19 protein-coding genes and 2 tRNA genes are annotated in these 16,479 nt (G+C 45.0%); 10 read left to right on the top strand and 11 right to left on the bottom strand.

The features are described from left to right. The first annotated feature begins 23 nt into the window (after positions 1-23). From Q0Z62_RS09155 to Q0Z62_RS09145, 3 genes are all read left to right on the top strand, one after another. On the top strand, positions 24-806 hold the full coding sequence (locus tag Q0Z62_RS09155; protein WP_298053671.1) for a CPBP family intramembrane glutamic endopeptidase: 783 nt from the start codon (positions 24-26) through the stop codon (positions 804-806). A gap of 54 nt (positions 807-860) precedes the next feature. Continuing rightward, positions 861-1,952 carry a redox-regulated ATPase YchF gene (gene ychF / locus Q0Z62_RS09150; protein ID WP_298053667.1) on the top strand — a complete coding sequence of 364 codons (1,092 nt, stop codon included), beginning with the start codon at positions 861-863 and terminating at the stop codon, positions 1,950-1,952. A 310-nt stretch (positions 1,953-2,262) separates the two neighbouring features. Beyond that, positions 2,263-3,264, top strand: coding sequence for a cytochrome-c peroxidase (locus Q0Z62_RS09145; protein WP_298053664.1), 1,002 nt, complete (start codon positions 2,263-2,265; stop codon positions 3,262-3,264). 54 nt (positions 3,265-3,318) lie between these two features. Here the strand turns inward: Q0Z62_RS09145 and Q0Z62_RS09140 are convergent, their stop codons facing one another. Next, positions 3,319-3,732 carry a group III truncated hemoglobin gene (locus tag Q0Z62_RS09140; RefSeq protein WP_298053659.1) on the bottom strand — a complete coding sequence of 138 codons (414 nt, stop codon included), beginning with the start codon at positions 3,730-3,732 and terminating at the stop codon, positions 3,319-3,321. 154 nt (positions 3,733-3,886) lie between these two features. On the opposite strand from Q0Z62_RS09140, the gene Q0Z62_RS09135 reads away from it, so the two are divergent. From Q0Z62_RS09135 to Q0Z62_RS09125, 3 genes are all read left to right on the top strand, one after another. Continuing rightward, entirely contained in the window at positions 3,887-4,228 is a 342-nt protein-coding gene (locus Q0Z62_RS09135; protein WP_298053657.1) for a TIGR01244 family sulfur transferase, read from the top strand. A gap of 87 nt (positions 4,229-4,315) precedes the next feature. Continuing rightward, positions 4,316-4,774, top strand: a complete 459-nt coding sequence (locus Q0Z62_RS09130; protein ID WP_269900453.1) for a universal stress protein — start codon at positions 4,316-4,318, stop codon at positions 4,772-4,774. A gap of 74 nt (positions 4,775-4,848) precedes the next feature. Beyond that, positions 4,849-5,925, top strand: a complete 1,077-nt coding sequence (locus tag Q0Z62_RS09125) for an acyl-CoA thioesterase/bile acid-CoA:amino acid N-acyltransferase family protein (RefSeq protein ID WP_298053653.1) — start codon at positions 4,849-4,851, stop codon at positions 5,923-5,925. Here the strand turns inward: Q0Z62_RS09125 and fdhD are convergent. Beyond that, a complete protein-coding gene (gene fdhD / locus Q0Z62_RS09120; protein WP_298053650.1) occupies positions 5,922-6,764 on the bottom strand; it encodes a formate dehydrogenase accessory sulfurtransferase FdhD in 843 nt (280 codons plus the stop codon). The two genes, Q0Z62_RS09125 and fdhD, sit on opposite strands and share 4 nt — an antisense overlap. Positions 6,765-7,149: 385 nt before the next feature. Between fdhD and moaA the strand changes: the two genes are divergently transcribed. Both moaA and mobA read left to right on the top strand, forming a co-directional pair. Next, on the top strand, positions 7,150-8,178 hold the full coding sequence (moaA, locus tag Q0Z62_RS09115) for a GTP 3',8-cyclase MoaA (protein WP_269902206.1): 1,029 nt from the start codon (positions 7,150-7,152) through the stop codon (positions 8,176-8,178). After that, positions 8,178-8,783, top strand: a complete 606-nt coding sequence (gene mobA / locus Q0Z62_RS09110) for a molybdenum cofactor guanylyltransferase MobA (protein ID WP_298053647.1) — start codon at positions 8,178-8,180, stop codon at positions 8,781-8,783. Before moaA ends, mobA begins: the two co-directional genes overlap by 1 nt. Before the next feature lie 25 nt (positions 8,784-8,808). Here mobA and glp read toward each other — a convergent pair whose 3' ends face one another. The 5 genes from glp to moaC are packed head-to-tail and all read right to left on the bottom strand — an operon-like array spanning position 8,809 to position 11,780. Further along, positions 8,809-10,014, bottom strand: coding sequence for a gephyrin-like molybdotransferase Glp (gene glp, locus Q0Z62_RS09105; RefSeq protein ID WP_298053644.1), 1,206 nt, complete (start codon positions 10,012-10,014; stop codon positions 8,809-8,811). 19 nt (positions 10,015-10,033) lie between these two features. Further along, positions 10,034-10,531 (bottom strand): molybdenum cofactor biosynthesis protein B, encoded by a 498-nt coding sequence (gene moaB, locus Q0Z62_RS09100; RefSeq protein ID WP_269900448.1) that lies wholly within the window; start codon positions 10,529-10,531, stop codon positions 10,034-10,036. After that, positions 10,524-10,988 carry a molybdenum cofactor biosynthesis protein MoaE gene (locus tag Q0Z62_RS09095; protein WP_298053639.1) on the bottom strand — a complete coding sequence of 155 codons (465 nt, stop codon included), beginning with the start codon at positions 10,986-10,988 and terminating at the stop codon, positions 10,524-10,526. The genes moaB and Q0Z62_RS09095 overlap by 8 nt, the downstream gene beginning before the upstream one ends. Before the next feature lies 1 nt (position 10,989). Further along, positions 10,990-11,244: a molybdopterin converting factor subunit 1 gene (gene moaD, locus Q0Z62_RS09090; protein ID WP_269900446.1), complete on the bottom strand. Its 255-nt coding sequence runs from the start codon at positions 11,242-11,244 to the stop codon at positions 10,990-10,992. A gap of 26 nt (positions 11,245-11,270) precedes the next feature. After that, entirely contained in the window at positions 11,271-11,780 is a 510-nt protein-coding gene (gene moaC / locus Q0Z62_RS09085) for a cyclic pyranopterin monophosphate synthase MoaC (protein ID WP_269900445.1), read from the bottom strand. A 245-nt stretch (positions 11,781-12,025) separates the two neighbouring features. On the opposite strand from moaC, the gene Q0Z62_RS09080 reads away from it, so the two are divergent. Next, complete coding sequence (locus tag Q0Z62_RS09080) at positions 12,026-12,511, top strand: peroxiredoxin (RefSeq protein WP_298053636.1); 486 nt, start codon at positions 12,026-12,028, stop codon at positions 12,509-12,511. Between the two features lie 62 nt (positions 12,512-12,573). Further along, positions 12,574-13,965 (top strand): MFS transporter, encoded by a 1,392-nt coding sequence (locus Q0Z62_RS09075; RefSeq protein ID WP_298053633.1) that lies wholly within the window; start codon positions 12,574-12,576, stop codon positions 13,963-13,965. On the opposite strand, the gene Q0Z62_RS09070 is transcribed toward Q0Z62_RS09075, so the two are convergent. The 4 genes from Q0Z62_RS09070 to Q0Z62_RS09055 form a co-directional block, all read right to left on the bottom strand. After that, complete coding sequence (locus Q0Z62_RS09070; protein WP_269900442.1) at positions 13,940-14,785, bottom strand: EamA/RhaT family transporter; 846 nt, start codon at positions 14,783-14,785, stop codon at positions 13,940-13,942. The two genes, Q0Z62_RS09075 and Q0Z62_RS09070, sit on opposite strands and share 26 nt — an antisense overlap. A 2-nt stretch (positions 14,786-14,787) precedes the next feature. Further along, on the bottom strand, positions 14,788-15,831 hold the full coding sequence (gene bioB, locus Q0Z62_RS09065) for a biotin synthase BioB (RefSeq protein ID WP_298053631.1): 1,044 nt from the start codon (positions 15,829-15,831) through the stop codon (positions 14,788-14,790). Between the two features lie 289 nt (positions 15,832-16,120). Next, positions 16,121-16,197: transfer RNA gene (locus Q0Z62_RS09060), tRNA-Asp, on the bottom strand. A 33-nt stretch (positions 16,198-16,230) separates the two neighbouring features. Continuing rightward, positions 16,231-16,306 (bottom strand) — tRNA-Glu (locus Q0Z62_RS09055). Positions 16,307-16,479: the final 173 nt, after the last annotated feature.

Here is a 16,479-nt window from a genome sequence, read left to right as displayed (position 1 = left end):
CAACAGTTGCATGGGGGTAATGGGTGAGTAAAACCATCAGCTTTAGACAGGAAATACGTGATTTTTTCGTTTTTCTACGTAAGCCTCGTCTTAGTCCTCGTTTAGCCCAACAGGATCTAGGCCATGGTTGGCATACCGATTGGACGAATGGGCTGGGTGTTAAGCGCATACTGCAATGGGCGGCGTTGCTATGGCTTATTAATATGACAGTTTTTGGTCCATTAGCAGCATCAGTTGCAACCTCATCTGGCGCACAACATAAGCTTGATTTTACAAATATCCCCTGGAAACAAGCCATTATCTGGGCTCCGCTTATTGAGGAAATGGTGTTCAGATATGTGCTGCGCCGACCCTCACAATTTCTGTGGGTCTTACCCGTTACTATTTGGTGTTTGTTTAATGGGCCACAAACCATCACGGTTTCGTTGTTATTAGTGGTGGTCGTTTTATTATATTTTCGGCCCTCCGTAGGAGGCGATAAGCGTTCCTTATTTACTGCAGTTGCTTTAGGTAAGGCATGGCCTAGACGATGGTATAAAATCTATGCTCGTCATTTTGGTTGGGTTTTTTATGGCTCAACTATCTTGTTTGCGACCTTACACCTTTATAACTTTAAGTTTAGTCAGATCAACCTGTGGATGCTGCCTTTGTTAATTTTGCCGCAGTTTTTTACTGGTTTGGTTCTAGCTTGGCTGCGCGTACGACGTGGTATTGGCGCCAGCATTATTTTGCACGCGGTATTTAATTCAGGTCCTTTACTTTTGATTATGACCATTGTGAGTTTGATGCCCGAAGCCGCCCTGTAAGTCGGTATAATATGCTGACTTTTATTTATTATTCTTTTATTTCTTAGGAACGCTATGTCACTTCAATGCGGCATTGTTGGTCTGCCCAACGTCGGTAAATCTACTTTGTTCAATGCGCTGACCAAGGCCGGTATCGCTGCGGAGAACTATCCTTTTTGCACGATTGAGCCGAATGTGGGCGTGGTAGAGGTCCCTGATCCTCGATTAGTCCCTTTAGCCGAAATTGTTAAACCAGAGCGTGTATTACCCGCTGTGGTTGAGTTTGTGGATATTGCCGGTCTGGTCGCGGGCGCCTCCGAAGGCGAGGGTCTAGGCAACCAGTTTTTAGCTAATATCCGCGAAACAGACGCGATTGTGCATGTGGTACGTTGTTTTGAGGACGAAAACGTCATACACGTATCGGGTAAAGTCGATCCTATCGCAGATATTGAGGTTATTCATACAGAATTAGCTTTAGCTGACTTAGCCAGTGCTGAGCGTGCTTTGCAACGCAATCAACGTACCGCTCGTTCTGGTGATAAAGATGCCATACGCTTATGTAATGCATTAGAGCGTATTATCGAGGCTCTAGGCGAAGGCACGCCAGTGCGTGCATTAAGTTTTGATGAGAACGAGGAATTAGCGATTAAGCAGTTCTGTTTCATTACAGCTAAGCCAGCCATGTATGTTGCAAACGTCAAAGAGGATGGCTTTGAGGATAATGCTTACTTAACCCTAGTCGAAGAATACGCCGCTAAAGAAGGTTCCCCCGTTGTTGCGGTATGTGCTGCGGTAGAGGCCGACATTGCTCAATTAGACGATGAGGATAAATCAGTGTTCCTCGAGGATATGGGAATGGATGAGCCGGGTTTAAATCGTGTTATTCGTGCTGGTTATAAATTGTTAGGCTTGCAAACTTACTTTACTGCAGGTGTTAAAGAGGTTCGAGCGTGGACAATTAGTGTTGGGGCTACCGCCCCACAGGCAGCAGGTGTTATCCATACTGATTTTGAGCGCGGGTTTATTCGTGCCCAAACGATTGCCTATGATGACTATATTCAATTTAAAGGTGAACAGGGCGCTAAAGAAGCTGGAAAAATGCGTGCAGAGGGTAAAGAATACATCGTACAAGATGGGGATGTATTGAACTTCTTGTTCAACGTTTAAATGTAGCTGATCGGTGACAAAAAGACCGCCTAAAGGCGGTTTTTTTGATATAGATCATGCTTTAAATAAAGTTCCCTACAGCTATTGTTTTGAGAGAAACCGAGTTTAGGTTTAGATGATGTAATAAAAGTGGCTTGTAGCTTGGGTTTTCCTTGGTTTTTCTCTACGTTTTAAGTTTAAATAGTCTAGGCTTTAAATAATTAAGGGGAATATGCTTAAAACCGTGGGGTAGTTAGATGCAGATACCAAAGCATGATAAAAATAAGGTAATCGATAGTTACAAAATTTATGGCTCCTATAGGAGATAGCTATGTTTGCTTTACGTTTATCAGCCGTGCTCTTGTCAATGGGCTTGATGGCATCTGCTTCAGCGCAGTCAGTGCGCAATGAACCTGTACAACCCATTGCACCCCATGAAGTCACCGATCCAGCCAAGGTCGAGCTTGGAAAAAAACTGTTCTTTGATCCACGTTTATCAAAGTCCGGTTTTATTTCCTGTAACTCCTGTCACAACATGAGCATGGGTGGGTCTGATAACCTAAAGACCTCCATTGGCGATCGTTGGCAGCAGGGTCCCATTAACTCGCCCACTGTTTTGAACTCCAGTTTGAACCTAGCCCAGTTCTGGGACGGTCGTGCTAAGACCCTTAAAGACCAAGCTGGCGGTCCCATTTCAAACCCTCTAGAAATGGGCTTTACTCACGAGCTAGCCGTAGAGGTATTGCAGTCTATTCCTCAGTACGTAGAAGAGTTTAAGGTCGTGTATGGCAAAGAAGACTTTACCATCGAAGAAGTGACTGATGCGATTGCTGTGTTTGAAGAAACACTTGTTACTCCTAATGCCCGTTTCGACCTTTGGTTGAAGGGTGATGACAAGGCTCTGACCGACCAAGAACTAGAAGGCTATATGCTCTTTAGAAACAGTGGTTGTGTGGCCTGTCATAATGGGGTGAACTTGGGTGGTTCTTCTTTCCAGAAAATGGGTGTAGTAGAGCCCTATCAAACAGATAACCCAGCCGAAGGACGTAGTGCTGTGACTGGTATTGATGCAGACCGTTTTAACTTCAAGGTGCCCACCCTACGTAACGTAGAGCTCACTTATCCTTACTTCCACGATGGTGCGGTTGATACCTTGACTGAAGCGGTTGATATTATGGGACGTCTGCAACTAGGTCGTCACTACACCGAAGAAGAAAACGCAAGTATTGTGGCATTCTTGAAAACCTTAACAGGCGAACAGCCCGAAATTGTATTGCCTATTTTGCCACCATCTCACGATAACACTCCACGTCCTATTCCTTTCGACGAATAATTCAGTAGTAGGCAAACACAAAAAAGCCGAACCCAATAGGGTTCGGCTTTTTTGCTAGGCCGTATTTGCTCGGTTTTTAAGATCACTAGGGCTGCGGTCTGGTTGCTGCTGAATTTGATAGCCCATCCATAAGCTGCGGGCAATGCGCTGGGCAAAGATCCAAGCCTGTTGGCCTAATTCTGTATTGGGTTGTTGTTGGCAAGTTTTTTCAAATAGATCCAGCCACTGATCAAATAAATCGGCACTTAAATCAGGTAAGGCCGCGTGCTTCATCATGGGAGAGCCGTTAAAGTCGGCTGTTTTTAAAAGTAAAGAAGACCAAAAGCTGACCATGGTATTCAGATGCTGAGGCCAGTCTTGAATGTGTCGATTAAAAACAGGTCCTAGGTTGGGGTGTTGACGAATTTCACCATAAAAGTCATCAACCAATTGGGCTATTTCGTCACGGGTGCAAAGCGGGGTATCCATAATCATTATCCTGTGTTTTATTAAAGGCGTGGACTAAGCTAACTCTACCAATTATTATGCTTTTTGGTGTTATTTCTGGTATTAACTAGGTGGTTGATTTAGGCAATATCATCTACACTATACATTGTTATTTATGCGTTAAGCGGAGAAGTCAATGAGCGCTGAGTTCCATACCATTACTGAATTATTTTCAGTGGCACCACAACTACACCCTGATGACATGCAAGCCGCCGCAGATGTGGGCTTTAAAAGTGTCATTATAAACCGTCCTGATTTTGAGTTAGATCCGACGCAGCCAGAGTCTGCCATTATGATGGCCGCTGCCGAAAAAGCCGGGTTGGTTGTGCGTTATCAGCCAGTGGTCTCAAGCCAGATTTCGTTAGATGACGTGTTGGAATTTAAACAGCTTTATACCGAATTACCTAAGCCAGTTTTGGCTTATTGTCGTAGCGGTGCGCGTTGTGCACATTTATATCAATTAGCGCAACAAAATTGATTTTAATCAAAAGTAAACAAGAGTGAACTTGCTGGCTTAGGTCGCTCGTATTATTCTTAAATTATTCCTTCATCATTGGGGCAGACCATGTTTAAAAAAATTCTTATTCCTACTGACGGTTCAACCTTATCAGCACAGGCTGCTAATAAAGGGGTGTCATTTGCTCGTCAAATTGGTGCCGAGGTTGTCGCTTTGCACGTTACTCAGCCTTTCGCCGCTACGGTAGGTTTTGACGGGATGGCTGCAGCGTATGCTATTACTGACGAAGACTACGAAAAAACAGCTTCTCAGCAATCAAATAAATATATTCAAGCTGTTTTAGACCGTGCAGAAACAGCAGGCGTTAAAGCCACTTCACGCTCTATTTCTAACTTTAACGTGGCTGATGCCGTATCTACGGCAGCTGCCGAAGAGGAATGTGACTTAATTTTTATTGGTAGTCATGGTCGCAGCGGCTTATCCCGTTTATTGTTAGGTAGCGTGACAGCAAAGGTGCTAAATTTAGCTCCTTGCGCAGTATTAGTGTATCGCGTGAAAGATAACTAAGCGTTTTAAGCTATAGTAAAAACCTGTTGCCTGCAAAAAGGCGACAGGTTTTTTTTATTCTTGAGGGCAGAGTTATGCTGGAGTTCAAAATTGATTTTCCTGACGCGTTAATTGATATAGATAGAAAAATAACAATCAGTGGTGCGCCCGCAGATAGTGATGTGATCATTCGCTCAAAAACGGAGCGTGCGGGACAGGTATGGCGTAGTCAAATAACGGTGAAAAGTAATGAGTCAGGCGAGGTGGATTTAGCCGTATCCATACCTACGTCAGGCAGCTATACCGCAGCAAACCCAATGGGGCTGATTTATGCGCAGCAAGCTGAAAATGCAGCTACGCAAGAGTTATTTCACTCATCGGTACATCATGCTCTACATACTGAACTAGAGGCACAGTGTAATGAGTTAGAAGCCAAAACGGTACTGACTCAACGCTTGGCCCAAGATGCGGTACAGCGAGTCGAAATCAATGAGGCTGGGTTGAAAGGGGTCTTGTTTATTCCTGCCAGTAGTGCAGCGCAGCCTGCTGTAATTGTCTTAAAACGTCATGCTGATCAGCCGCTAGATGAGTCTCAGGCAGCTCTTTATGCATCACGTGGCTATGCTGCTTTTGCTTTGGATTATGAGTTAATGCCGGATGTGTCTGCTACGACCGAGCAGTTGGCTTATTTTTCTCACGCTTTTGATTGGTTGCGAGAAAAAATCAGCCCAAAAAATCATTTTGTCGCTGTTTCTGGTTACGAGGACGGCGCTGAGTTGGCCTTAGTAGTCGGTGTGCAGTTTGCTGCTAAAGTGTCCGCCGTTATTGCCTGTGAGGCCACAGCAGAGGTGTTGCAACCTTATCCTTTAGCCGTAGAGGCTTTACAAGGGCCATTGTTATTAGCATCAGGGCAGCAGCACTCAGCCAGCGCTTACTATCAGTCCATAGGCGAACGTCTAGAGCAGCATGGTTTTGATTATAATTTTCAGTGGTATGACTTTGAGGGGGTAGCGGGGGGCTTACAGTTTCCTCATGTGCCTACTACCCTTCATGCAAATAATACGGCGCAGGTGTTGGCCTTAGCCCAAGCGAATAAAGCCTTGTGGTTCAGTATTATTGGTTTTTTGCATCAAGCCGTCGCAGAGGCAGCAGCAGGAAAACCAAACGATTAAGAATGAGTCGCTAAAAATTCTGGATGACTATAAAGGCTAAATTGTTTAGAACGACCAAAGGCCACAAGCAGTAAACCAAGCTCATTAGCGACCTGTACGGCATAACTGGTTGGCGCAGACACCGCTACTAAAATAGGAACACCTAATGTAGCGGTTTTTTGTACCATTTCAAAACTGGCCCGGCTAGAGACAACAAGCATCCCAGTATGGGCTGGTGTTTTTTGCTGTAAGAGATGGCCGATGAGTTTGTCTAAGGCATTATGTCGGCCTACGTCTTCACGGACGACTTGAATGACGCCATCATGGGTCGCCCAACCTGCCCCGTGAGTCGCCCCTGTAATCTGATGTAGAGGTTGCTGGTCACGTAGTTGATCTAAAGCTGAAAAAATAGCCTGGGGCTGATAGTGCACTAAGGGCGGATTGACGGCAGGCAAATCACGACGTACCTCGTTGAGACTCTCTAGTCCGCATAGGCCACAGCCGGTACGACCTGCTAATTGGCGGCGGCGCTGTTTTAATTGATTCAGGCAAGCAGAGGCAATTTCGATATCTAGACTATAGCCGCGCTCATCGTGCTCTATGCGTATGTCATAGATATCAGAGGCACTACGGATAATACCTTCGGTAAAGGAAAACCCAACCGCTAAATCCTCTAAAAAAGTGGGCGTTGCTAGCAAAACGGCATGACTAATTCCATTGTATTGCAAGGCAACAGGGATCTCGGTCGCCAAGACATCGGCTTGTTCATGTAGATCTGATTCGCGTGGTTTTCGCCAAACCAGTTGTTCGGTTTGTGCGGGTAGTAAATCAGTATTAGCGGCTGTAAACGGAATAGACATAATGGTTTTTTAAGAGCAGCAAAATCACGACAGGGTTTTTTGCCTTAGAGGGCTAAATGCTTCATACTTCTAGTATAGCTATTTTTTATTTTTATCCCATTCGTTTGTTTTATATACGTCGGCCACGTTTGCGGGCCACTGCCATCTATAGGCTCTGTGCGCCTAGTCTTTTTTGTGGTGCGATTCGGCCCACCCTTATTCTAAATACTACGTTATCACCTTGGCTTTATTACCCTAGCTAAGGCATGGGCTTGCTTGGTATTTATAGAGATATTATGAATAGTGAGCAATACGATCTTTGTTACCTATATAGAAATCTATGAATAAATTATCTGCTCCGCTTGAGTCATTGCAAACCAATACTCGCATCCCAACGGTAAAGCCGATGGGTGGGGCAGGGTTGCGCGATCAATTGCATAGACCGCTACGAGATTTGCGTATTTCTGTCACCGATCGCTGTAATTTTCGCTGTACCTATTGTATGCCACGCGAGGTTTTTAGCTCTGATCATGCCTTTTTGCCTCAGTCTGACTTATTAAGTTTTGAGGAAATCACGCGCATGGCAAAAATTGCCGTTGCGATGGGCGTACAGAAAATACGTTTAACGGGGGGCGAGCCCTTATTACGCAAGCATGTAGAAAACCTGATTGAACAGTTAGCTCAATTGCGTACTCCCCAAGGTCAGCCAGTAGAGCTAGCGATGACGACAAATGCGACCTTGTTAGCTCAAAAGGCACAGGTGCTAAAAGACGCTGGTTTGCAACGTGTCACCGTGAGTTTAGATGCTTTGGATAGCTCCCGATTTAGCCAACTAAGTGATAGCAACGTAGAGGTTGAGCGTGTGTTAGCGGGGATAGAAAAGGCTGCAGAGGTTGGTTTAGCACCAGTGAAGGTTAATATGGTGGTGCGCCAAGGGATCAACGATGACCAAATTATCCCTATGGCCCGTTACTTTAAAGGTCGAGGCCATGCATTACGCTTTATTGAGTATATGGATGTGGGTAATAGCAATGGTTGGGATCTCTCCGAGGTCGTAACGGGGGCGCAGATTATTCAACAGCTCGCAACGGAGTTTGACATGGAGCCGGTGGCTGCTGGCTATTATGGCGAGGTTGCCGATCGATATCGTTACACAGACGGTAGTGGTGAAATTGGAATTATTACCAGTGTATCCAACCCGTTCTGTGGTGATTGTACCCGAATGCGCTTATCGCCCGAGGGCCAGTTCTTTCTGTGTTTGTTTGCCAGTCGCGGGTATGATGTACGTAGCTTATTACGTAGTGGCGTATCCGATGACGAGGTTGCCGCCCATGTAATGGAAATTTGGCGGGGGCGCGGTGATCGCTATTCTGAATTACGTGGTTTGAATACAGCCCCTAAAGAAAAAATAGAGATGAGTTATATAGGTGGTTAATGCAAACACAGCTAACAGGTGGTGTATTAACCGGTGGCCTTGCCCGCCGGTTTCAATCATTGGGCGAAATAGATAAAGGGTTGCTTGAACTACAGGGACAGCCATTAGTCGCACACGCCATTAAAAAGCTACAGCCTTATAGCTCACAGCCAGTATTAATCAGCGCTAACCGTAATAAAAATCAGTATAAACAATACGGCGTGGTCGTAGAGGACCCCGACTATTTAGCAGACTATCAGGGGCCTTTAGCTGGTATTTTAGCCATGCTAGAGACCACACAGACCGAGTGGTTGATGGTGTTACCTGTAGATAGCCCTTTTATTCCCTCTGAGGTCATTACCAGACTGTGGCAGGCCCATTTACAGCAGCCTGCTCAGCGTGCTTTTTTTGTACAGCACGAGCGTAGTTACCCATTATGTCTGTTAGTTCATCGTGATTGTGCTGAAGACCTAAAGGTGTATTTATTATCCGATCAACGTCGGGTGCAAACTTGGTTGGCTAGTCAAAAGGCTTGTGCTGTAGATTTGCGACAGATGCCAGTAGAGAATTTTTTTAATATTAATGAACCCGCGGATATAGATCATGCCCGTAAACGGGCATGTTAAATGGTTATAGTTAGCTCACAGAGGACTAAAAGCCCCAGTGTTTAAAGTCGTAATAGGCAACGGTATCGCCATTGTTAATATCGGTATTGACCGGAATACGGGCTAATCCTGTTGCCCAAGCCAAGGAGCTAATAATGGCAGAGCCTTGTTGTTCGTGTGGGGTTAAATAAATAAAGCCATCTACATCTGCACGGGCTTGAACGCGGATGAACTCCTCGCGACTACCACGGAATGTTTTATTGCTTTCTAGTTTGCCATAGAAAACGCGTGGCATGGCATGGCGGCGCCCTTGTAGTACTCGGATCATCGGCGATACCATTAATGTGAATACCGCATAAGAGGATACCGGATTGCCAGGCAGACCAACGATTGGTGTATCACCAATATGGGCTAAAGCCACCGGTTTACCCGGTTTCATGAGAACCTTCCATAGATTCATCTCGCCACCAAGGCCTTCGATGGCTGGTTTAACCAAGTCTTTATCACCCACCGATACACCGCCTACGGTTAACACTAAATCACACTCGGCACACAATGCAGTTAAGGCGTCTTGGATATCTTGCAGGGTGTCTTTTGCATGGCGTGTCATATGCACCTGAGCGTTCAACTGTTGTACCAAGACAGATAACATAGGAGCATTTGAGTTGTAGATTTGACCCACCTGTAAGGGCTGACCGGGCTGGGCTAATTCGTCTCCTGTTGTCAAAATCCCAATTTTAGGAATGGGGTAGACATCGATTTCCGTGATTCCTTGGGATGCTAGCATGGCGATATGGCCACTATTTAAGGCTTTGCCCTTGAGAATAATGGTTTTGTCTTGACTCATGTCTTCGCCTTTGATGCGGACATGAGCATGTAAGACGGGAGTCGTTTGGAAGACAACATGCTCATTGTCTTCGCTGCAGTTTTCTTGAATCACGACGGTGTCAGCCCCTGCAGGCATCAGACTACCAGTAAATAAGCGAATCGCGTGTCCCGGCTTGAGGTCTTCAGGTACATCACCTGCATAGCAGCGTTGTTGTATAGGTAAACGTGTTCCAGCCTCTACATCGGCGAAGCGAATGGCGTAACCATCCATAGCACTATTATCGGCCGGAGGAATGGCAATCGTAGCGTGTACATTCGTCGCAACAATACGACCCAACGCCTGTGCAACAGGAATACGTTCGCTGCGTGTTGGGCGTACAGCGGCTTGGATAAGACGATCTTGGGCGGTATCGAAATCTAACATAAGTACTCTTTAGCTGAAATTAGGATTTAGTGGCACAGTGGTCTGCAAAATTACAGGGTTTGTGCTTGCTGTTTAGTTGGTCACGGATAATGCGAGCCCAGGCTAAACGACAGGCATCAGTAGAGCCTGGAATACAGAAAATAACCGTGTGGTTAGCGAGTCCAGCAATGGCATCAGACTGGATGGCAGCACTGCCTATATCCTCGAAAGATAGCTGACGAAAAAGTTCGCCAAAGCCTGGAACAGTTTGATCAAATAAGGGTTCTAGCGCAGCCACTGTGTTTTTATCAGGGCTAAAACCGGTTCCACCATTAGTGATAATAACGTGTATCGATGGATTAGCAATCCAGTGACTGACTATTTTACGTAGTTCATAGACGTTTGATTTAGTGACGGAACGCTCAATACATTTGTGACCGGCTCGTTGTAACTGATCGACAAGGTAATCGCCTGATGTATCATTGGCGGCAGTGCGACTATTGGATATGGTTAATACAGCACAGTTGAGGCTAATCATTTTTACTCTCCCATTCAGCCGTTTTTTCAACATCGCTATCGCGTTGTTGAACCCAAAATTTTTCGCCGGATTGCAGTTTTTCTCGTTTCCAAAAGGGCGCACGAGTTTTTAGTGCATCAATAATGTATTGCCCGGCATTAAAGGCGTCCCCACGATGAATACTGCTTACGCCAACAAACACAATTTGTTCGCCTAGATGTAGCTCACCTACGCGATGCACCACACAGTAATCCAGAATATCCCAGCGTTTTTTTGCGTACTCACAGATGTCCGTGATTTCACGCTCACACATACCGGGGTAATGTTCTAAAAAGAGGGTCTCTGTAGGAGCCTCGGGATTAAAATCACGCACATAGCCAATAAAGCTGAGTAACGCGCCACTATGACCTGCCTCTTTTTTATGTAAATCGCCAATGAGCTGGGCCACATCAAAATCATGTTCTTGAACTAGAACCATTTTAACCTCCTGTAACTGGCTCAAAGACGGCAACCTCGTCTCCTGGGTTAATCATCGCCTCATGGTTGACATGGTATTGGTTGATAGCAACCTTGAGACGGGCCTGCATTGGAGTTAAGTCCGGATAGCGGGCAACCAGCTGATCTAACCAGTGTGTCACGCTTATGGTGTGAGGTAACTCCCATTGCTCTTGACGTGTCTGTGTTATTTCAGCGACTTGGGCAAAATACAGTACAGTAATGGATGCGTTAGACATGGTTTTCCTTGTGTGTTTTCTTTCTTTTAGTTGTGATCAGAGGCTTCCCATACACCCGATTTTCCCCCTGATTTACGAATTAAACGGGTATTTTCAATCACGATACCTTTATCGGCGGCTTTGCACATATCATAAATGGTCAATGCGGCAACCGTGGCGGCTGTCATGGCCTCCATCTCTACCCCCGTCGTATACGAGCAGCGACAAGTTGTTTGAATATGAACCTGATGGTTTTCACTGTCTAGTTCAAAATCAATACCTACAAAATCTAAAGCTAGGCTATGACATAAAGGAATTAAATCAGCACAGCGTTTGGCGGCTTGAATGCCTGCGATCCGTGCTGTGTTAAGTACTTCGCCTTTGGCGTTGTCTTGAGCAGTTAGCAGTTGATAGGCTCCGGCACTTAAACGAACTGTACTGCGTGCAATGGCCTCTCGTGAGCTTCGGTTTTTATGACTTACATCCACCATGCGGACTTGGCCACTTTGATCTAGGTGGGTAAGAGTTAAATCAGAATCAGCGCTTTTAAAGCCCATGGCATTCTCATTAATGATAGCTAAAACAGATAAATTACATGAAATATGTAAGGTGATAGCCCTATTATAACGGGGTGCTATTATTTGGGCATGAAAACCCATGGAGAATAAGGTAGAGCTATTTTGATACCCTACCTATACTCTTAGTAACCTTTTATCTATTAGTTATCGCTGTCTTTGCATTGCTGATTGAGGCCTAAATCAATTAGTATGGATTTACGACTCAGTCTTTAATTGGAAATATTATGTCTATAAAAATTGGTGATACCGTTCCTAACGCTACGCTGGCCGAACTACGTACTGGCGAACAACCTCAGATGCATCAGGTAGCAGAGCTAGTTAAAGATAAAAAAATTGTACTGTTTGCTGTTCCTGGTGCGTTTACGCCAACTTGCACCGAAAAACATTTACCCGGCTTTTTGGATAATGTCGATGCATTTAAAGCAAAAGGCATTGATGAGGTGTGGTGTGTCGCTGTCAATGACATGTTCGTCATGGAAGCGTGGGGAAGAGATAAAAACGTCAATGGTAAAATGCGCATGTTGGCAGATGGGAGTGCTGAATGGGCGCAAAAACTGGGCCTTACATTTGATCTAACAGAAAAAGGGATGGGCGTTCGTTCATTGCGTTTTTCTGCTTATTTAGATAATGGCGTAGTGCAACAATTAAACGTAGATGCCAGTGGCGCTTTGTCCTCTAGTGATGCTCAAACTTTATTAGACCAAATTTAATTTATTAAATTTGTGGCTTAACCACAGCCGACGCATGTCGGCTGTATGTCATTGTGGCAGTCATGTTTAACGCAATTGGTGCATTTTTCTCTTTATATTTAGCCACCTTGGTGTTGCTCACCGGTTCTGGTTTGTTTAATACCTATATGGGACTGCGCTTGACTCAGCTTTCTGTCTCTGAGATCTGGGTGGGGGCGCTGCTGGCTATTTTCTATTTAGGTCTGGTGTTTGGGGCGCGTGTTGGCCACAAACTCATTCTTGGTATTGGTCATATCAGGGCCTATGCTGCCAGTGCTGCCTTGGTTACTGTTGCTGTACTGATCCAAATTATGGTGGATAACCTATGGATTTGGCTGGTATTGCGCTTTGTAGCAGGGGCTGCGATGGTGACGCAATTCATAGGCATCGAGAGCTGGTTAAATGAACAAACTGAAAATGAAAAACGAGGCACTGTTTTTGCGTTTTATATGGTGATGACGAGCTTGGGTACGGTGTTAGGCCAGGTGGTCTTGACCTATTTCCCAGAAATGAATTATGAGCCATTAATTTTCGTAGCTATTTGCTCTGTGATGAGCTTGGTGCCTGTAGCCTTAACAAGGCGTCTACATCCGGCTTTGCAAGTTCCTGCGCCTATCAATGCTAAGTATTATTTAGAACGGGTTCCCTTATCGATTTCTGTGCTACTGATTGCTGGCATGGTCACAGGCGCATTTTATGCCTTAGCTCCGGTTTATGGTTTACGAGCACACCTAAATAGTGAGCAGGTTGCGATGTTCGTGGCGATTTCTGTGGCCGCGGGGGTATTGGCACAATGGCCTGTAGGTTGGTTGGCAGACCGGATTGGACGGGTACTAACCATAAGAATTAATGCCGTTTTTTTACTTTTACTTGCTTTGCCATTAGTTGGTTGGGTTGATTTTTCTTATACGTGGCTTTTGGTCTTTTCAGCTGCTTTTGGTGTATTGCAATTTACGCTATACCCCTTAGGAGCGGCTTTTGCTAATGATAATGTGGACCCAGAGAGACGGGTAGGGTTAAGTGCCATTTTATATATGGTGTATGGCATAGGAGCATGTATAGGTCCATTATTGGTGGGTGTCTTAATGGATAGATTGGGAAGCCATTTTTATTTTATTTTTGTGGTGGCATGTGGTGCTCTTTTAGTCTTTTTGGTGCGCCCACAGAAAATTACAGGTAATAACCTAAGTCAGGATGCGCCTACAGAATATGTGCCGATGCCCAGCATGCAAACATCCGCAGCGGCTGTGGCTTTAGATCCGCGTATTGATATTAGCAGTGATATTTCACATGACCCGGTCATAGAAGAACCAACAGAGTTGAATGACCCGCAGACTGACCCAAAGAGCGCTGAGCCTGAGCAAACAGACTCAGCGTACAAAGAGAGTGCTAGTGACGATAAGCCATTGCTTAGCGAGGTATCAAAGCCACAATAGCACCAATCGCTAAAGCAATACCTACCACGCTACTTAGACTAAGTTTTTCTTTAAAAAAACCTGCTCCTACAATAGTTCCTAGCGTAATCACCCCAATATTCATCGTAGAGAAGACTAGGGTGGGATTCTCAGGGAACTGTTGATGGGCTCGTATATAGAAGTAAATATTCCCAAAGTTCAATAAACCCAAGAGCAGACCAGCCAATAAACTCTGCTTTTTCCATTGCGTACGGCGTAGAAATAACCAGCTAAACATCAGTAAGCCTGCTAGGCTAAATGTCACTAATAGACTGCTGCTAAATCCAGCCCCGCCTTTGGATAACTGCTTAAAAAGTACGTCAATACAGCCATAGCCAATCCAGACGGCTAAGAGCCACAGGAAGGCATTGGAGTTGGCCTTTGTCTCACTCTTTTTTGAGCCCAAAGTTAGGCAAACCAAGGCGGTGAGACCTAATCCTATGCCTAAGAGTTTTCCGCTTTGGATTGACTCTCCAAAAATAACGATAGCGGCAATTAAGGGGATGATTAAGGATAAGCGCTGTGCCGCATCACTTAAGACAATACCAGCGTGGCGTACAGCGGTAGCCATGACGAGAAAAATACTCGGCAGTAGTACGCCTAAGGCTATGATTACCCAATAGGATGTGGTTGAGTTAAATAAGCTAGCAGGATCAGGACGCAGCAGGGCAAGAGTTAAACCGACTGCTGTGACATAATTAAAAGCAATGGCTTGCCCTACATCTATATCTCGACTTCGGGCCACTTTTAGCAAAATAGATACCGCTACACTACAGGCGATACTTGCGATAAGAATCAGCATAGTTATAAGACCTCAGCCATGGCACGGGCTCGCCCACATGTGTTGACTGTGTTTTCTGCTAATTTTTTGCTCGGGCAGTCTTCTACCGTATAGCTGCGTTTTTCTGCATGTAAATTTAATCGTGCAAATAACTGCTGATCGGCTACAAACTGAGGGTTACCTGTAGTGAGTAATTGATCGCCATAGAAAATGGAATTGGCTCCAGCCATAAAGCACAGGGCTTGAGTGGCATCGCTCATGGTGCTGCGGCCTGCAGACAGACGAACCGCTGTTTTAGGCATCGTAATGCGGGCTACTGCAATAGTACGTACAAACTCAAACTCATCTAAGTCCTCACCACTTGCTAAAGGTGTACCTTCAACTCGTACCAATTGATTGATCGGTACAGACTCTGGGTAGGGATTGCGATTGGCTAATTGAGAGATAAATGTAGCGCGCTGTTCACGACTTTCACCCAGACCGACAATGCCTCCCACGCAGCTTTTTAAACCGGCTTGCTGGACTCGGTCTAAGGTATCAATACGATCTTGGTATGTTCTAGTGCTAATAATTTCTTTATAAAAATCTTCAGAGGTATCTAGGTTGTGATTGTAATAATCTAGTCCAGCCTCTTTAAGGCGCTCTGCTTGGCCATCTTTAAGCATACCTAATGTGACACAGGTTTCCATCCCTAAGGATTTGACGGCTTGCACTAGCTCAATAACCTGATCTACTTGTTTTTCTGTAGGTGAGCGCCACGCTGCGCCCATACAAAAGCGTTGAGCGCCATTATTTCGAGCCGCTTTAGCCGCAGCGAGTACCGTTTCAACATCCAGTAGTCGCTCAGTTTCTACGTTGGTGTTGTATTTAGATGATTGAGGGCAGTAGCTGCAGTCTTCAGGACAGCCACCTGTTTTAATGGAAAGTAGACTAGAGAGTTGAATCGCATTAACTTCATGATTCTCACGATGGATGTGTTGAGCTTTCCAGAGTAAATCCATAAAGGGTAGATCATAAAGCGCGAGGATTTCCTCTATAGACCATTTTTTGTTGAGTGCTGTTGTCATAAAAACCTCGAGTGGATGGGGATCGATCGAGACTTAAATATAAATACCTATAAAGAGCCGAGCAAATTAGCGAAGTTGTAATAATTGTTAGTTAAACGCTTTTTATTGCTAATAGAGCGAAGATACCTGATTATGATTGTATGTAGGGATGAGGCTCAGGCAACGTCTGTTATCTTTAGTTACTTTTACTCTGGTGTTACGACTTAAAATTGATACAAACAGGTTGAGTTTTATAATGAATAGACGTAAAAAAACCTGATAATTTTCATTATCAGGTTTTTTTGAATTTTGGCGGAGTGGACGGGACTCGAACCCGCGACCCCCGGCGTGACAGGCCGGTATTCTAACCAACTGAACTACCACTCCTGGTAGTGTGTATCTTGCTCAACACTAAAGTGTTGGCGTCCCCACGGGGATTCGAACCCCGGTTGCCGCCGTGAAAGGGCAGTGTCCTAGGCCTCTAGACGATGGGGACCTAGTAGTTACTTCTTACTTCGTTTACTGCTAAAACAAAATTATAAGGTTTAATTTTTAAACTGTCAAGCTAATTTTGTTTTTTCTAATTCTTCGTTTTTTGGTGGAGGTAAACGGGATCGAACCGATGACCTCTTGCATGCCATGCAAGCGCTCTCCCAGCTGAGCTATACC

It is taken from the genome of uncultured Paenalcaligenes sp., assembly GCF_947630565.1.
Lineage (GTDB): Bacteria > Pseudomonadota > Gammaproteobacteria > Burkholderiales > Burkholderiaceae_B > Paenalcaligenes > Paenalcaligenes faecalis.
The sequence above is the reverse complement of the archived record's forward strand: the minus strand, read 5'-3'. Positions and strand labels throughout refer to the sequence as shown.

Excerpts from the sequence above, each read along its gene's own strand:
- ychF (WP_298053667.1), top strand. The coding sequence starts at position 861 with ATGTCACTTCAATGCGGCATTGTTGGTCTGCCCAACGTCGGTAAATCT.
- Q0Z62_RS09145 (WP_298053664.1), top strand. The coding sequence starts at position 2,263 with ATGTTTGCTTTACGTTTATCAGCCGTGCTCTTGTCAATGGGCTTGATG.
- Q0Z62_RS09140 (WP_298053659.1), bottom strand. The coding sequence starts at position 3,732 with ATGGATACCCCGCTTTGCACCCGTGACGAAATAGCCCAATTGGTTGAT.
- Q0Z62_RS09135 (WP_298053657.1), top strand. The coding sequence starts at position 3,887 with ATGAGCGCTGAGTTCCATACCATTACTGAATTATTTTCAGTGGCACCA.
- Q0Z62_RS09130 (WP_269900453.1), top strand. The coding sequence starts at position 4,316 with ATGTTTAAAAAAATTCTTATTCCTACTGACGGTTCAACCTTATCAGCA.
- Q0Z62_RS09125 (WP_298053653.1), top strand. The coding sequence starts at position 4,849 with ATGCTGGAGTTCAAAATTGATTTTCCTGACGCGTTAATTGATATAGAT.
- fdhD (WP_298053650.1), bottom strand. The coding sequence starts at position 6,764 with ATGTCTATTCCGTTTACAGCCGCTAATACTGATTTACTACCCGCACAA.
- moaA (WP_269902206.1), top strand. The coding sequence starts at position 7,150 with ATGGGTGGGGCAGGGTTGCGCGATCAATTGCATAGACCGCTACGAGAT.
- mobA (WP_298053647.1), top strand. The coding sequence starts at position 8,178 with ATGCAAACACAGCTAACAGGTGGTGTATTAACCGGTGGCCTTGCCCGC.
- glp (WP_298053644.1), bottom strand. The coding sequence starts at position 10,014 with ATGTTAGATTTCGATACCGCCCAAGATCGTCTTATCCAAGCCGCTGTA.
- moaB (WP_269900448.1), bottom strand. The coding sequence starts at position 10,531 with ATGATTAGCCTCAACTGTGCTGTATTAACCATATCCAATAGTCGCACT.
- Q0Z62_RS09095 (WP_298053639.1), bottom strand. The coding sequence starts at position 10,988 with ATGGTTCTAGTTCAAGAACATGATTTTGATGTGGCCCAGCTCATTGGC.
- moaD (WP_269900446.1), bottom strand. The coding sequence starts at position 11,244 with ATGTCTAACGCATCCATTACTGTACTGTATTTTGCCCAAGTCGCTGAA.
- moaC (WP_269900445.1), bottom strand. The coding sequence starts at position 11,780 with ATGGGCTTTAAAAGCGCTGATTCTGATTTAACTCTTACCCACCTAGAT.
- Q0Z62_RS09080 (WP_298053636.1), top strand. The coding sequence starts at position 12,026 with ATGTCTATAAAAATTGGTGATACCGTTCCTAACGCTACGCTGGCCGAA.
- Q0Z62_RS09075 (WP_298053633.1), top strand. The coding sequence starts at position 12,574 with ATGTTTAACGCAATTGGTGCATTTTTCTCTTTATATTTAGCCACCTTG.
- Q0Z62_RS09070 (WP_269900442.1), bottom strand. The coding sequence starts at position 14,785 with ATGCTGATTCTTATCGCAAGTATCGCCTGTAGTGTAGCGGTATCTATT.
- bioB (WP_298053631.1), bottom strand. The coding sequence starts at position 15,831 with ATGACAACAGCACTCAACAAAAAATGGTCTATAGAGGAAATCCTCGCG.